Consider the following 14,820-nt stretch of genomic DNA (forward strand, 5'->3'; position numbering starts at 1 on the left):
GGCCGAAGCCTGTTCATCCGTCGATTACCGACCCTTGGAGAGTCGTCTGACCACTCAGCGCCGGTGTCCCGCCTTTCCAGACACTCACTGAGCGATCTCAAGTCCAGCCTCACCGGAACCCGGTGACGCGTGGTCCGCGCAGCTCACATGACGCGCGCGCCTCCTGCTGGCGAGAACCAGCGAGATCTTTCACGGAATGTGTGCCAGAACCGGTTCTCGTGAACAGAGCCATCAAACGCTCCGACCTGGCAGGCTGGGCCGAATACGGCCTCGCCGCGTGCCTCGTGCTTGCTCACACCCGCCTGAACCTCAACCGGATGGCGCGCAAGCAGCTCGGTGCGCGCAAGGCGTCCTTCGCGTCGGCTGGGCTCGCCGCCTGTCCTCTGAGCGTGCAGCGGATACGCCGGCCCCCGAGCCTGTGGTCACCGTGGTCACGCCGGTGAGGGTGCGCGGCTCAGGGGATGGGGAGTGGCGATGGCGGTTTGGTGACGGCGAAGGCGAATGTCGTCTTGATCGAGGACAGTGACGGGAGGGTCCGCAGCTCTCGCCGTACGAGGTCTTCGTACGCGGTGAACGAGTCGATGACGATCTTGACAAGGTAGTCGTCATCGCCGGCAAGCAGGTACGCCTCGACCACCTCGGGAATCGAGCGGAGCTTCTCTTCGACGGCGTCGACGACCTGCGAGGTGTGTGCGAGGAGCGTCATCCGCACGAAGGCGGTGATCGACAGCCCAAGCGCGTCCTGGGAGAGCATCGCCGCATAGCCACTGATAACGCCGCTCTCCTGCAAGAGCCGCACACGCCGCAGGCACGGTGACGGCGAGAGGCCCACGCGATCCGCCAGTTCCTGATTGGTGAGTCTGCCGTCTCGCTGGAGTTCGAGGAGGATGTGCCGGTCGATGTCATCAAAGGTCACCACGTAGCAGATTCTGCCACAGAAGACCGATTGAGCGGCATGATTCGCAATCGTCTGCTACAGCCATCTTCCTAACATTGCTCGCTGTAGAGCAGGGATGAAAGGAGTTGGCTATGGCCAATCAGATGCGTGCAAGGCTGATGGGAGTGGCCGCTCTCGTGGCCGCGGTTGTTCTGTGGTCCTCGTTCGCCCTGACGGTCAGGGGGATCGGCTCGTCCAGCCTCACCTCGATCGATGTGGCATTTCTCCGCTTCGCGACACCCGTCGTCATCCTTGCGCCGTGGCTGCCGCGTACCGTCCGCGCGCTGCGTGGCGAACGGATCGGTGTCCTGCTCATGCTCGGCATCGGTGGACTGCCGCACTTTCTCCTCTCCGCACTCGGCGGAAGCCTGGCCTCCGCCGCGCTCATCGGTCTCCTCATCCCCGGCACGGTCCCGCTGTTCGTCACGGTGATCCTGTATCTCCGGTGGCGGGAACGGATCTCCCCCCGGCGTCTGATCGCCCTGGCCGCGATCACCGCGGGTATCGCAGCGACTGCGATGCAGACGACGTCCACCGCGACGACCGCGGGCATCGGCGTTCTCCTCACCGCCGGATGCGCCTGGGCCGTCTACACGATCGGCCTGCGCCAGACGGGGCTCGGTCTTACCGGCGTCGTGCTCGCCGTGTGCACACCCGCCGCGATCGCAGCTGCCCTGCTTGCCGCCTCCGCCGCTATGCCCTCACATCTGATGACTGGCACCGCTGGCATCTCCGACGTTCTGCTCTTCACCGGCCTTCAGGGCATCGGGACGGGACTGCTCTCGACCCTGTGCTACGCCTACGCGGTGCGGGCCCTCGGCAGCACCCTCGCTGCAACAGCCGGCGCGATCAGCCCCGTTCTGACAGCTCTCCTCGCCATCCCCCTCTTCGACGAGCCCATCACCTCAGGCGTGAGCGCCGCCCTCGCGCTCATCGTCACTGGCGTGACGGTGTTCAACATCGCGCCGCGCCGTCGTGAAAACGGACCGAAGCGTCCACTGCCCGGGGGCAGGGCACTTGACCGAACCCGCAGCATGACCAATGGGATGCCGCCGACCAGCGCGGCATCAACGAGCGAAGTGGCCTGACAGCTGGGGACATTGTCGAGATCCATCGATGTGGGCCGTCTGGTGGCAGAGCTGGGGTTGTCTCTGCGTTTCCTTGAGCAGTTACGTGTGGCTATGCACCTTGCGCCGCTCCACTGTCCAACGGCTCACTGAACGATTCAAATGGCCTCTCGGCTTTCTCGTCATGTGGGCTTTGTTGCGTCCACCACAACGTGGTCCCCACTGATAGGTGAAGCGCCACGTCCTCTCGGATGTGCGCCGCGCCCCACTGGGCGAGGAGCAGCGGGCGACAGCGTGACGTGCAATCGGCGTCCTGAGTAGTACCTACCGGGCCCGGCTGTACAGCAGCGAAGTACAGCAACTACGGCAACCGATCCCGTCCGGTAGCGTCCCCCTGGGGCCGTAGTGCGGCCGGTACCACCGTTCGCGACCGATCCACATATAGCTACGGATCAGAAGGCCGACGCACCGGTCCGTCCTGAAGCGTGACGGGGGCTAGGATCGCAGCGGCCGAAGCCGTAGCGCAGGGGTGGTCGCGCGCGGTCTCCAAAATCGCGAGGACGCCGGTTCGAATCCGGTCGGCTTACTGATCGTTTCAAAATGACTTGATCTACAGTCTTGCGCTCAACGATCTTGGTCGGCAGGGTGTCCGGGGTGCGTGCTGATCTTGTTCCAGATGACCTGTGGGAGCGGGTCGCTCCGCTGCTGCCGCCCACTCCCGAACGCCGCCACCACCACCCGGGTCGACTGCGTGTTCCGGACCGTGCGGCCCTCGCGGGCGTCATGTACGTGCTGCGGACCGGTGTCGCCTGGCGCGATGTTCCGGCCGAGACCGTGGGCTGCTCCGGGGTGACGGCCTGGCGCCGACTGCGGGACTGGACCGAGGCTGGCGTCTGGCCGCGTCTGCATGCCGCCCTGCTGACCGAACTGCGCCGCGCTGACCTTCTGGGCCTGGACGACTGCGCCGTGGACGGGTCGCATGTCCGGGCCCTGAAAGGGGGGATCACGTCGGCCCCTCGCCCGTCGACCGTGCCCGTCCCGGCTCCAAACACCATCTGATCGTCGACCGCCACGGCACACCGCTCGCTGTCACGCTCACCGGTGGGAACCGACATGACGTCACCCCGTTGCTGCCCCTGCTGGACGCCGTCCCAGCGATTCGGGGCCTGCAAGGACGCCCCCGCCGCAAGCCCCGGCGCCTGTATGCCGACCGGGGCTACGACTTCGACAAGTACCGCCGCCTGCTGTGGAAGCGCGGCATCAAACCGATGATCGCCCGACGTGGCGTCGCACACGGCTCCGGGCTGGGCAAGGTCCGCTGGGTCGTCGAGCGCGCCTTCGCCTGGCTCCACCAGTTCAAGCGGCTCCGCATCCGCTACGAACGACGCGCCGATCTACACCAAGGCCTGCTTGAACTGGCCTGCAGCCTCATATGCCTTCGCCGCCTCCGAAGTTCATTCTGAAAGATCAGTATGGGGCGACAGCCGAAGTCGGTCGCAGGGCAGCGAAGTCGGGTTCCTGCCCTTGGCGGCTGAACTCAGGTGAGGTCGAAGGTGACGCTCACGGAGCCGTTCCAGTCCGATGCCTCCATGAGCGTGAGGGCTCCATCCTTTGCCTCGACGACTCGCACCGTGATCCTGCCGCGATCCTCACCGGGAAACGCAACGGAGAAGTGGGGATCCATCTCCATGAGGAAGTCCCAGCCCTCGCGCTGGGTCGTGTCGAGTGCATTGGCATGCCGACCGGTTGCCTGCCACTTGCCGGCCGCGTCGACAGTGACGGTGACGTTGATGTCGTACATCTCAAGGCACGTCGAGCGATTAGCCCACCATTCGAGGCGGGCTCGACCCACGAATCGATTCATGAGGACACTATGCACGGCGCATAGGCCAGACGGGCTAGTCTGTGCGACTGCCGGTCGTCGTGGGTCAGGCCGTCGAGACTGAGCTGCATGGGACAGATTGGACGGGTCCTCGCCTCAACCAGCTTCGCCTCATAAGCCTTCGCCACCTCCGGACCTCATTCTGAAACCATCAGTTAGAGGTCGTTTTCATCTGTATTATGCATGTTTGGGGTGATTTTCAAGTCGTGTGATCGTGGTGCGGTAGTGGCCATGAGTGCAGTTGATGCCTCTGGGGCGGGTGGGGTGGCGGGTGGGGCGGGTTGGGTCTTGTTCCTGTCTCATCCCGGAACGTCCGGACTTCGTGGCCTGCGTGGCCTGCATGCTTCCGGTGTCGCGGCTGTGCGCCTGGGCGCACTCGGTCTGCGGCGGTACGTCGGAAGCATGACCAAGCGACGCCCGTATCCGGGTGATCTGTCCGATGCCCGCTGGGAGTTGATCGAGCCGGTGCTGGCGGCCTGGCGTTTCGAGCGCCGTGGCAGGGCCCTGAGCATCGGCCGCCCGCCCGAGCACGACCTGTGCGACATCATGGACGCGATCCTGTATGTGGACCGGACCGGGGTCCAGTGGCGCTACCTCCCACACGACTTCCCGCACTGGAACACGGTCTACGGCTACTTCGCCAAATGGGCCGACGAAGGCGTGTTCGCCCAGCTCAACGGTCTACTCCGGCAACTTCTACGGGAGAAGGAAGGGCGGGACGCGGAGCCCTCGGCGTGTGTGATCGACGCGCAGAGCGTCAAGACCTCCACCAGCGTTCCCGCCTCCAGCCAGGGCATCGACGCAGGCAAGAAGATCGCGGGCCGCAAACGGAGCATCGTCACCGACACGCTCGGCCTTCTGCCGGCCGTGCTGGTCACCGCGGCCAGCATGCAGGACTCCGTCGCCGGCACCCGGCTCATCGACCAGGTCGCCGCTGACCACCCCGGCATCCGCAAGGTCTGGGTGGACGGCGGCTACCGCCAGCACCTCGTCGAGCACGCCGCCGCCCTCGGCATAGACATGGAAATCACCACTCGCAAGCCCGGGACCAGGGGCTTCACCCCCATACCGAAGCGGTGGGCGGTCGAGCGGACCTACGGCTGGCTGATGCTCCACCGCCGGCTCGCCCGCGACTACGAAACCCTGCCCACCCGCTCCGAAGCCGTGATCCACCTCGCCATGACCGACCTCATGGCCCGCCGCCTCACCGGCGAGAACACCGTCTCCTGACGCGACCCGACACCACAGACCAAACAACCGATCCCGGGATAAAACAGCGGGACAAAACGACCTCTTAGCAGGTGTTCGTTCCGTGTGTTGGAGGGGGTGAGTTGTCTGTTGGTTGTGTGCTGGTTTGTGTGTGGGTGGTGGCGTGTGGCGTGTGGCGTGTGGCGTGTGGCGTGTGGCGTGTGGCGTGTGTTGGGGGTTGGGGGTTGGGGGTTGTGTGGTGGTGTGTGTGGGGTGGGTGGTGGGGTTTTGTTGGGTTATTGGAGCCAGCCGAGTTGTGTGGCTTTTACTCCGGCTTCGAAGCGGCTTCGGGCGTTGAGGCGTTCCATGAGGGTGGTGGCGGTGCGGCGGGCGGTGCGGTGTGAGACGCCGAGGCGTTTGGCGATGGTTTCGTCGGTGTGTCCTTGGGCGAGGAGTTTGAGTGTGGTGGATTCGGTGTCGGTGAGGTTGTGTTTGTTGCGGGGTGTGTTTGTTCCTAGTGGGGTTGCGTTTGTCCATGTGCTTTCGAAGAGGGCGCAGAGTGCGGTGAGGGTTCCGTGGCCGCTGAGTACGACGGCGGCTGCTGCGGTGTCGTCTGCGTTGACCGGGATGACGGCGGAGGTCCGGTCCATGATGATCATTCGGGTGGGGAGGGTGGCGGCGGTTCGTGCTTGGCGGCCCAGTGAGGTGAGCCATTGGGCGTATTCGACGATGGGTGGGCAGTTGCGGATGCTGTCGAGGTAGATGGTCCGCATTTTTATGCCTCGTCGGAGCAGTGCTTCGTCGCGTGGTCGGGCCTGTTCGAGTCCTGCGACGATGTGTTCGTTCTGGGGCGAGAAGATCATTACTTCCTGGCGTACGTCGCGTTCGAGCTGGTTCAGCCGGTCGCGGATGTGGTCGAGGCCGACCAGGTGTTCGACGCCTGGATGTGTTGTGGTCGGTCTGAGGTCCGCGCACTCTGCGATGAGGCGGGCTGCGGCTGCCCGGGAGGCTTCGATGCGTTGTTGCTGTGTGGCCAGTTCGGCCTGTTGGCGGGCGAGGAGCATTTCCATGCCGATTTCGGGGCTGACTGCTCTGATCTGTCCGGGTTCTTCCTGGGAGGGCCTGACCAGGGCCAGTTCGCTGAGGCGGTCGAGGCCGCGGCGGACTGATTGTTCGGGCATGCCGAGTCGTTCGCACAGTGCGGCGACGCCCTCGGCCGGATGTGTGAGCATCGCCCGATACAGGGTTTCTGTCTCCTGGTCGAGTCCAAGCGTGGTCAGCAAGAGGCCCCCCTCAAGGTGTGGACAGTGATGATTCCATGGATCTTGTAAATGCCAAGAGGCTGAGTCGCAAAGGTGGCCGCTTCAGTCCAAGGCCCCAATCGTCCAGCTTGATCAACTGGTAAGTAGTTCGCCCCGGTTGGAATCCTGGGGGCATGTATCTCATTCATGCCCGTCTCAGGGGCCCTGCGGGAGCTGTGCTCCCCGTCCGGGCGGCGGAGCTCGTCCAGGCCTGGGCACTGAGTCAGGAACAGGTCGAGCACGTCACCGTCCATCTCGGTGCCGCCCTCCATCCCGTCGTCGGTTTCTATGTACTGGCCGACTCGTTGCAGCAGGCGGAAGAGTGTGTGGCGGCAGTCTGTCACCGTGTGCTGCGGCAGGAGCCGTCGTTGTCCGGGTGGACGCTCGTGCGGGCCGAAGCGCCGTTGCTGGCCCCATTGGTCCATGGCCCGTTGGGTCCACCGGAGAGCCCTTCCATGGGGTCCGGCCCACGAGGAGAGTAGTTGTTGCCGGCCAGGCGGCAAGCTCGGTCGGCGTCACCGGAGATCAGGTCACCGCGGGACCTGGGGCCGGTGAACTCCCTCTTGCTGCTCATGGCCCAGAAAGGTCACTCACCATGTATGCCATCCGTTTCGCCAGGGCCGCCGCGGTCGCCGCATCCGTTGTCGGGGTCCTCTTCATCGGCGCCATTGCCACCACGGCGCAGACCGCTGCGCCCTTGCCGGCCGCCGCTGCGGGTGTGGGGGCCGGCGACGAAAAGCCGGGACAGTCCAACGATTTCGATTGGGGATGACCCTGGCTGCCCGGGCGGGCATCAGCCGCCGGGATCCCGTCCGGTGCTCGTGGCCAGGGGCCATCCCGTAATCCCTGGCGGGCGCACGACGACGGCTCCGGCGGGTGCCTTGGCTTGCGGTGCCGGAACGCCCGGGTGCGCCCCGTACGGGGGCGCCTTTGCCTGAGGGCTGTCCCGTAATCCCTGGCGGGCGCACGACGACGGCTCCGGCAGGTGCCTTGGCTTGCGGTGCCGGAACGCCCGAATACGCCCAGTATGAGGACGCTCCTCCGCCTTGCGATGCACCGCATCCGACGCCGCGCGCTGATTTACCGGGGATTACGGGACAGCTCTTTGCTGTGCGCCGCATCGGACGCCGCGCGCTGTTGTGTCAGGGATTGCGGGATGCCCCTTGGCTTTGCGGAACGTCTGTCGATCTCGGCCCTTTTTGAGCCGTCGCCCCGCCGCTGCCTGATCGGCAGGCGGCTGCGCAGATGACCGGCTGACTCGTGCCCCACGCGCGCCGGGCAGCCCGGCACCGGCACCGGCACCGGCACGGGCGGCGGCACCGGAACCGGCACGGGCGGCGGCATCAAAGGGATGCGATCCGCAGGAGAGCCCGGACGTGTCTTCCTCCGTCCGCAGAGCAATGACCCGCTCCGGTGTGCAAGCCAGTTACCGATCCGCGTCGACCGATTGCGAATTGCCATGTATGGAGATGTCAGTTATGTGCAGGCAGGCCCGATGCAGGGCTTTCCTGACCTGAGGCCGGCTGTCCGCCGGATCTCCCAGTTGTCGGAGCGTGAACACCAAGTTCTCCTTCTGCTCGCGACAGGCGGAACGAATCACGCGATCTCTCGGCGTCTGGGTGTTGCCGAGGGAACCATTAAGGCTCATGTCGGGCGCATTCTCCTGAAGCTGGGACTGGAAAGCCGAACGGCCGCTGCCGTCACCGCTGTTTCCTATCTGAATCCGTGTCCGTGCGCTGTCGCGTCCACGGAAGTGGGCGAGTCCGGCCGTCTTGGCTCCTGCGTCACCGCCGATCCGGTTATGCCGAAAGTCTAATTGCCGGACGGGTGGCCCTGGCGGAATGCTTGGGGCAGCAAGAAGGAACAGGGAAGAAATCGCAAGGGTTTCTGATCGAGTTCTCAGGGATCCAGGTTTCTGCAGCAGGGCTGAATGATGCCCGGATGCACCTTGGATGCAGGCGCTGAGGATTCCGTCAGGAACCCTGGCCGCTGAATCTCTGCACGAATTAATTGCGTCACTGATAAGTGTCGTTCATTTCAATCAGGAGGAGTTCCCGATGCTTGGTCTGAAGATCTCTGGCCGGAAGTCCGCGCGGGCCGGTATCACTGGTGTGGTTGCCGCCACGGTGGCCGGTCTCGTGCTGGTGGCCCTGCCGGGCCAGGCCTCTGCCGCTGGGGGTGTGGAGCCTCCGGGGCCCACCACCACTGCCGAGAACTACATCGCCTACTTGGAGGGCAGGGCGCTTGCGGGTGACGCCGAGGCTGCGGACATCGCCACGCAGTTCAAGGCGCTCAATTTCATGGATCAGTTCAGATTCCTCACGCTGATCAGTGACTCGAATACGACGCAGGCGTACACCCAGGCGGTGAGCGAGCTGGGCGACGAGGCGGCCGACGTGCCACCCACGGAGGGATCGTCGACGAAGGTGCTCGGCGCGGGGCACGCGGTCGAGACCGTGACCGAGACCGGAGAGGCCGCACCGCTGGCACCGCAGGCCCAGAAGAGCAACGTCATGGCGGCCGCGGCCTCCTACAGGGACATGTGGGCCTCGTACACGGTCTACGACACGGTTTTCGGTATTCGTGTCACCAAGGTCAGCGTCCGCACCAACTACCAGGTCAACGGCACGGACACGACCAAGGTCTATCCGGGGAGTGCCACTCACTACAACTACGTCCCGGCTGCTTCGTTCTCCAACAGCCCGGTGAAGGAGTGGATCTCGTCCCCGCCGGCCGACAACGCCCAGTCGGAGACCGTGTGGACGGCCACCTGGAAGGGCGGTCTTGGCTCCTGGTCTGCGCGCGAGCGGGTGTGGGGCGACTACCGCGGCTTCGTCGGCGGCTACCTGAAGTAGCAGTCCGTACCGCGTCCTTGGGCCGGGGGCGGTGCAGACGGCACGCACCGTCTGCACCACCCCCACCCGTGTTGATCCGGGGGTTCCCTCGCCACCCCCGGGCCGTGTTGATCCGGGGGTTCCCTCACCATCCCCGGCCATGTATCGTTTTTCGATAATAATGTTAATCGATAAGCAGGGGGGGTTGTGATGCAGGACCGGAAGCTGCTCGAACCTGTCATCACCGTGGCCTCGGTGGCTCTGCGGCTGCTGATGGCTCTGATGGTCGCGGCATTCATCCTCTCCACGGTCCACGGCTGGGGTGGCGGCAGTGTCTGCAGCACGGACTGGACCTCCAACAGCTCGTACGCGGCGCGTGACTTCATCCCCGAACCGGGCGCCAGTGCCGGCTCCGTTCCGCGCTACTGCGCGCAGAGCGCAACAACCGCGCAGAACATCCTGGCCGGCCTCGGACCACTGGCGTCGCTCGCCCTGAGCGTCGGGGGCCTCTTCCTCCTCAGCCTGCTGCTCCGCGGCGCCTCGCGCGACGGAGTGCACACACTGCGGACCGCCACCCGGCTGCGGCTGCTGGGGTGGTGGCTCCTCGTGGGCAGCGTGGCTGCTGCGGCCGTCGCTGCTGTTTCGCGGACGGCCCTTCTGGCGTCGCTTGCCCGCGAAGTGGATCTCACGGCCGTCTCCTGGCTCCAGGCCTGGAACGCGCCCTGTCTGGCCATATTTACTGGTCTTGGTCTGCTCACTTTCGCCCGGATCACTCGTGCCGGCTCCAGGATGCGAGAAGACCTCGAAGGGCTTGTCTGATGGCCCCCGAGGAGGGCGACGGCCATGCTGTCGTCGTTCATCTCGACAGGCTTCTTCGGTGTCGCGGTATGACGTTGGCCGAACTCGCCGCTCGGGTGGGCGTGACCAACGTCAACCTGTCCGTACTCAAGAACGGTCGGGCAAGAGCGATCCGCTTCAGCACGCTCACGCGCATCTGTGAGGTATTGGAGTGCCGGCCCGGCGACATCCTCACCATTCGGACAGGTGATGGTGAAAGTGCAGAAAACTGACCACCGGGCCTCGATGGTCAGCCGTTCAATGTGATCAGGGAGAGCATGCATGTACGGAACGATGGACACCGGGGCAAAGGTTGCGATCGGTTTGGTCGTGGCCCTGATCGCCGTAGGAATCTTCGCTGGGGTGAGGTGGTTCAGGAAGTCTGCATCCACACACGCGACGGGCGACGAGTAGGTGCACCAAGGGGGCTGTCCCGTAATCCCCGGCGGGCGCACGACGCCGGCTACGGCACCTCGCTGCGTTGCCGGAACACCCGAGTACACCCGGTACGGGGATGCTCCTTCGCCTTGCGATGCACCGCATCCGACGCCGCGCGCTGATCCACCGGGGATTGCGGGACAGCTTTTACTGAGCCTTTCGACCTGGCGGCAGCGGCAGGGTGTTGAGGGCAGGAGCTGCACCGAATGGCGAAGCTCCTGGGGGAGGGGTTCTCGGCCGGGATCGTCCGTGTCCGCCGGGAGGGCCTCGTTCAGCCTGGGTCACGCGCCGGCCTCGGTCCATTCGGCCAGGCGGCGCCGGCAGGTCATGGCCGAGCCGAAGCCGAGCTCCTGCGGCAGGTGTTCCCGGGCGACCGGGGTGTGCTGGGCGAACAGGGTGCCCTGGAACACCGGCCGGTCCGGATGCCGCCTGCGCCGGGGATGCCGGGTCCGGTGCTCGACCTTGGGCAGCAGCGGCTCGATGACCGCCCACAACTCGTCGTCGGCTTCCCGCGGTTTCGGCCGCGCCCACCCGCACCCCCGGATCTTCAGTCCCAGCGGGATCCGGCCACCCCGCAGAGCACTTTCGTCAGGAGTTCCTCAGGAGTTCCTTCAGGGCCACGACGGTGTGTCGGGGGACCTCACTGCGAACGGCCCTCCGTCTCGGTGGATCTTCATCCGGGCTGGTGGCAGACCTTCACCATTGCCGCCCGGTCGGGCATGACCGCGATCGGGTACGGGCGTATCAGGCGCCGGGAAGCTGACGTCATGCTGTTTCCTCAAGCTCGGCGGAGACGGTGGGTTCTCGGGCGGCTTCAACGGGTGCGCCGAGAAGTTGGCGCCCCATCAAAGACGGGCAGCTCGGCATCGGGCCGAGCCCGCGGCGGCACCATCTGGGCCTGTACCTCCTGCCCGGTGCCGCACGGTCCGGCCGGCGCCTTTCGCCCGGCCGTGTTCAGCAGGGTGTCGGCACCGGCCCGTACGCCCCCTGCCCCGTGGCGGGGCCGGCGGTTGTGTCATGTCCGGCAGGAGCGCGGCGCCTTGGCTTGTGGCCCGTAGTGCGCTCGATACGGCGGATCAGGGGCGTCGTTGTCTCCCCGGGGAAGGGAGCGATGCGGAAAACCCCGGCGCGGTACGGAGCGCCATCGGTTGCGGGAACGTCGATCACTTCGGCCTCGGCCTTCTCGTGACGATGCGTCCTGCATGACAGCGGCGTCACACACCGCCGTGGAACTCACACCGGGTGAGGGGCGTCGTGGTTCCTGCGCTGTTGGGGCGTCATCTGTGTTCACCGCTGCGGGGCGGGTTGTGCGGGGCAGTTGGTGTTTGTGGTGTCGTCGGGTCGTGAACGGTGCCGTCGTCTCCCGGGTGTGACGGACGGCGCTTGTACAGGAAGGAGCCGGTGGATTCTGGGGCCGGGGGAGTGGGGGTCTCGCCACGTTCGGTGTATGCCGTCGTTTGCGGGTGACCCGCGCCAGGAGCGTCTCGTCGCTGTCCTTGTGCCGTTGCTGCGCCGGTCGTGTCCTCCTGGTGGGGGTGGGTTCGGCGGGGTGTACGAGTGGCGGCGGGCTGTGGATGAGGCCGAGGAGCCGGGTGGGGCTGTCTGCTCGTTCGGTGCCCGGGCCGGGACAGCGCGTCGAGGGGGCTTGCGGCGTCGCTCACATGGTGGGGTGCCGGTCCTCACCGCGAGAGGTGACCTTGGCGGCGGGGTCCGGGATGCTGTGCCGAGTGAACGCCCACAGCGCGAGTCCGAGGCAGCTGAACGCGGCACCCAGTGCGCATACTGCGCCCCAGCCGGCCAGCGTGTAGAGGGAGGTCGCGGCGATGGCGCCGGTGGCGCTGCCGATCGAGTAGAAGACCATGTATCCGCCGATCAGCCGGCTGCCCGCGTCCGGGTGCAGTGCGTAGATCAGGGTCTGGTTGGTGACATGGACCGCCTGCACGGCGAGGTCGAGAAGGATCACTCCGACCACCAGGGCCCAGAGCGAGCTGCGGGTGAAGGCCAGGGGCAACCACGAGGCGGCGAGCAGTGCCAGGGCGATGCCGGTGGTCCGCCGGGAGAGTCCGCGGTCGTTCAGGCAGCCCGCCACGGTCGCGGCCAGGGCGCCGGCGGCACCGATCAGTCCCAGTGCCCCGATCGCGCTGTGGGGCAGGAAGTACGGGGCCTCGCTGAGCGGCAGCGCGACACTGCTCCACAGGGTGCTGAAGGCGGCGAAGGCCAGCAGAGCGAACAGGGCCCGGATCCGTAGCAGTCGTTCCCGTGCGAACAGGGTGATCGTGGAGCGCAGGAGCTGTCCGTAGCGCAGGGTTGCCGGCGGAGCGTCACTGCGGCGCGGCAGCACTCGGTACAGGACCAGCGCGAGCACAGCGGTGAGCGAGGCCGAGGCGAGGTAGACGGAGCGCCAGCCCGCGAGATCGGCCATGAGACCGGATGCGGTGCGGGCGAGCAGGATTCCGATGACCACGCCGCTGGTGACCAGACCTACGACCCGTCCGCGCCCGGCGGGAGGGGCCAGTGATGCCGCGAAGGCCACCAGCGTCTGCGTGACGACCGCGAGGAGCCCCGTCGCGGCCATGCCCCCGAGCAGGATCGCCGCTGTGCGGGCGGTGGCCACCACTGCCAGCGCCACCACCAGGAGCAGCAACTGGGCCACGATGAGCCGTCTGCGGTCGGCCACGTCGCCCAGCGGCACGAGGAAGAACAGTCCCAGCCCGTATCCGACATGCGTGAGGGTGACCACGCTGCCGACAAGTGCCGGGCTCATGGCGAGGTCGTGGCCCATGGTCACCAGGAGCGGCTGGGAGAAGTAGACGTTGGCCACCGCGGTCCCGCAGGCGACGGCGAACAGCATGACGACGCCACGGGACAGAACGAACGCGGAACCTTCCCCGCTCCGGGCCTCGGTCCACTGTGTGACAGCCTCATCGCCGCCGGGCATCAGCACCCCCACATCTGGTTTCATCTTGCTACCAATGATGACGGTAACTTCCCTGGTAGCATGTTGCAACCATCGTGAAAGTGTCGTGAGAGTGAGGGACACCATGGTGACCAGGACGCGCTTCGACGACAGCGAATGTCCCGTCGCCCGGTCGGTGGACGCGATCGGCGACTGGTGGTCCCTGCTGATCGTGCGGGACGCCTTCGACGGAAGCCGGCGCTTCGGAGAGTTCCAGCGCAGTCTCGGCGTGGCGAAGAACATCCTCACCGTGCGTCTGCGCACCCTGGTCGCCGGCGGTGTCCTCGAATCCGTCCCCGCCTCGGACGGCAGCGCCTACCGCGAGTACGTACTGACTTTGAAGGGCAGGGCGCTCTTCCCCGTCATCGTGGCACTGCGGCAGTGGGGCGAACAGAACTTCTTCGCCCCCGGCGAACCGCACTCACAGCTGGTCGACCGCCGACAGGGACAGCGCCTGCGCGCACTGGAAGTGCTGTCTGCGGACGGGCGCCGGCTGAACCCCGACGACACCACCGTCCACAAGATCTCCACCCGGTGACCGGAGCCGCAGACCCGGCGCCGCCACGCCACTGGAGCGGCAACTCCCGTGTGGCACCCACCCGCTGACCGGCGCGGGCCTGCCCGGGGAATCGAACCGGGCAACTCCGGGGACAATCCGAGCGCCGCGTGGGGGGATTCGGATATTGCCATCAACGCCTGCCCCGGTACTTTTTGCACGGCTGCGCCACCACTGCGTCCTCTCCTCCGGCACGCGGCAACGTTCATCGAGGCGCAGAAGCTCCGGTCCAGGAGGCGTCTTTCCGCGTTCGGCCGGCTCGTGACTTGCCGGCCGAACGCGGACGGGCATGTGCTGCAGGCGGCCCTCGCAACTGAATATGGCCTGCCGGGCGGAGCCGGTGACGACCGCGCCCACGGCTCCGTCTTCGGGACGTCCCCTGCTCGGGGCGGAGGCGACCGGGCAGCCGCCGGCCCCGCCCCCGCCGCATCGTGATCACCTGCCCGGCCGCACCGGGGTGGGCGCGGCCGTGGCACTGGCAGACGCCGGTGCCGATTTCCTCACCGAACTGCAGGACGATCCTGTGCAGGCCGCCAGGCGGGCACAGGAACTGGCGAGCGCGGGCGAGTTCACCGTGGATCAGATCCTTGGACCGGCATGGCCGTCCTGTCCGGACTGCTCTCGCTTCACGCGGCACGGCGCCGGTCCGGCCCGGGCGCAGCGGCGGCAGAATGCCTGACCGCGACCGGGTACTTCGCCCTGGCCGTCTGTGGGGTGTCCGTCGGTGTACCTGTCCGGACTGCTCTCGCTTCACGCGGCACGGCGCCGGTCCGGCCCGGGCGCAGCGGCGGCAGAATGCCTGACCGCGACCGGGTACTTCGCCC

At 66.5% G+C, this 14,820-nt stretch carries 15 protein-coding genes, 1 tRNA gene and 1 pseudogene; 11 read left to right on the top strand and 6 right to left on the bottom strand.

All coding sequences use genetic code 11. The annotated features are described in order from the left end of the window. Positions 1–454: 454 nt before the first annotated feature. Positions 455–919: an Lrp/AsnC family transcriptional regulator gene (locus ACFU6I_RS38970; protein WP_384376251.1), complete on the bottom strand. Its 465-nt coding sequence runs from the start codon at positions 917–919 to the stop codon at positions 455–457. A 110-nt stretch (positions 920–1,029) separates the two neighbouring features. On the opposite strand from ACFU6I_RS38970, the gene ACFU6I_RS38975 reads away from it, so the two are divergent. The 3 genes from ACFU6I_RS38975 (at position 1,030) to ACFU6I_RS38985 (ending at position 3,467) form a co-directional block, all read left to right on the top strand. Further along, positions 1,030–2,025, top strand: coding sequence for a DMT family transporter (locus ACFU6I_RS38975; protein WP_384376254.1), 996 nt, complete (start codon positions 1,030–1,032; stop codon positions 2,023–2,025). Positions 2,026–2,516: 491 nt separating this feature from the next. Then, positions 2,517–2,592: transfer RNA gene (locus ACFU6I_RS38980), tRNA-Trp, on the top strand. A gap of 66 nt (positions 2,593–2,658) precedes the next feature. Further along, positions 2,659–3,467, top strand: a protein-coding gene (locus ACFU6I_RS38985) for an IS5 family transposase (RefSeq protein ID WP_384376257.1) whose coding sequence is annotated in 2 segments (ribosomal slippage) — positions 2,659–2,998 and positions 2,998–3,467 — 810 coding nt in all. Because the reading frame shifts where the segments join, the coding sequence is not laid out codon by codon here. A 74-nt stretch (positions 3,468–3,541) separates the two neighbouring features. Here ACFU6I_RS38985 and ACFU6I_RS38990 read toward each other — a convergent pair. Beyond that, positions 3,542–3,868 (bottom strand): hypothetical protein, encoded by a 327-nt coding sequence (locus ACFU6I_RS38990; RefSeq protein ID WP_384376260.1) that lies wholly within the window; start codon positions 3,866–3,868, stop codon positions 3,542–3,544. A 420-nt stretch (positions 3,869–4,288) separates the two neighbouring features. On the opposite strand from ACFU6I_RS38990, the gene ACFU6I_RS38995 reads away from it, so the two are divergent. Next, the gene (locus ACFU6I_RS38995; protein ID WP_384376263.1) at positions 4,289–5,116 is read left to right on the top strand and encodes an IS5 family transposase; all 828 of its coding nucleotides are present in this window, start codon (positions 4,289–4,291) and stop codon (positions 5,114–5,116) included. A 254-nt stretch (positions 5,117–5,370) separates the two neighbouring features. Here the strand turns inward: ACFU6I_RS38995 and ACFU6I_RS39000 are convergent, their stop codons facing one another. Together ACFU6I_RS39000 and ACFU6I_RS39005 are read right to left on the bottom strand one after the other, a co-directional pair. After that, positions 5,371–6,357: a LuxR C-terminal-related transcriptional regulator gene (locus ACFU6I_RS39000; RefSeq protein WP_384376266.1), complete on the bottom strand. Its 987-nt coding sequence runs from the start codon at positions 6,355–6,357 to the stop codon at positions 5,371–5,373. Between the two features lie 358 nt (positions 6,358–6,715). Next, entirely contained in the window at positions 6,716–6,949 is a 234-nt protein-coding gene (locus ACFU6I_RS39005; protein ID WP_384376269.1) for a hypothetical protein, read from the bottom strand. Between the two features lie 21 nt (positions 6,950–6,970). Here ACFU6I_RS39005 and ACFU6I_RS39010 point away from each other — a divergent pair, with 21 nt between their 5' ends. From ACFU6I_RS39010 to ACFU6I_RS39030, 5 genes are all read left to right on the top strand, one after another. Next, the gene (locus ACFU6I_RS39010) at positions 6,971–7,147 is read left to right on the top strand and encodes a hypothetical protein (protein ID WP_384376271.1); all 177 of its coding nucleotides are present in this window, start codon (positions 6,971–6,973) and stop codon (positions 7,145–7,147) included. A 723-nt stretch (positions 7,148–7,870) separates the two neighbouring features. Beyond that, on the top strand, positions 7,871–8,191 hold the full coding sequence (locus ACFU6I_RS39015; protein WP_384376329.1) for a response regulator transcription factor: 321 nt from the start codon (positions 7,871–7,873) through the stop codon (positions 8,189–8,191). 241 nt (positions 8,192–8,432) lie between these two features. After that, positions 8,433–9,230: a hypothetical protein gene (locus tag ACFU6I_RS39020; RefSeq protein ID WP_384376274.1), complete on the top strand. Its 798-nt coding sequence runs from the start codon at positions 8,433–8,435 to the stop codon at positions 9,228–9,230. A 189-nt stretch (positions 9,231–9,419) separates the two neighbouring features. Next, on the top strand, positions 9,420–10,028 hold the full coding sequence (locus ACFU6I_RS39025) for a hypothetical protein (RefSeq protein WP_384376277.1): 609 nt from the start codon (positions 9,420–9,422) through the stop codon (positions 10,026–10,028). Beyond that, a complete protein-coding gene (locus tag ACFU6I_RS39030) occupies positions 10,028–10,279 on the top strand; it encodes a helix-turn-helix domain-containing protein (protein WP_384376280.1) in 252 nt (83 codons plus the stop codon). The genes ACFU6I_RS39025 and ACFU6I_RS39030 overlap by 1 nt, the downstream gene beginning before the upstream one ends. Before the next feature lie 492 nt (positions 10,280–10,771). On the opposite strand, the pseudogene ACFU6I_RS39035 reads toward ACFU6I_RS39030, so the two are convergent. Both ACFU6I_RS39035 and ACFU6I_RS39040 read right to left on the bottom strand, forming a co-directional pair. Continuing rightward, positions 10,772–11,029 (bottom strand): annotated as a pseudogene (locus ACFU6I_RS39035) (transposase); the annotation flags it as partial. A gap of 1,112 nt (positions 11,030–12,141) precedes the next feature. Next, positions 12,142–13,422 carry an MFS transporter gene (locus tag ACFU6I_RS39040; protein WP_384376332.1) on the bottom strand — a complete coding sequence of 427 codons (1,281 nt, stop codon included), beginning with the start codon at positions 13,420–13,422 and terminating at the stop codon, positions 12,142–12,144. A 103-nt stretch (positions 13,423–13,525) separates the two neighbouring features. Between ACFU6I_RS39040 and ACFU6I_RS39045 the strand changes: the two genes are divergently transcribed. Further along, complete coding sequence (locus ACFU6I_RS39045) at positions 13,526–13,978, top strand: winged helix-turn-helix transcriptional regulator (RefSeq protein ID WP_384376283.1); 453 nt, start codon at positions 13,526–13,528, stop codon at positions 13,976–13,978. 487 nt (positions 13,979–14,465) lie between these two features. Beyond that, a complete protein-coding gene (locus tag ACFU6I_RS39050; protein ID WP_384376286.1) occupies positions 14,466–14,675 on the top strand; it encodes a hypothetical protein in 210 nt (69 codons plus the stop codon). The last annotated feature ends 145 nt before the right edge of the window (positions 14,676–14,820 follow it).

The sequence above is a fragment of the Streptomyces sp. NPDC057486 genome, assembly GCF_042802415.1.
Lineage (GTDB): Bacteria > Actinomycetota > Actinomycetes > Streptomycetales > Streptomycetaceae > Streptomyces > Streptomyces yanii.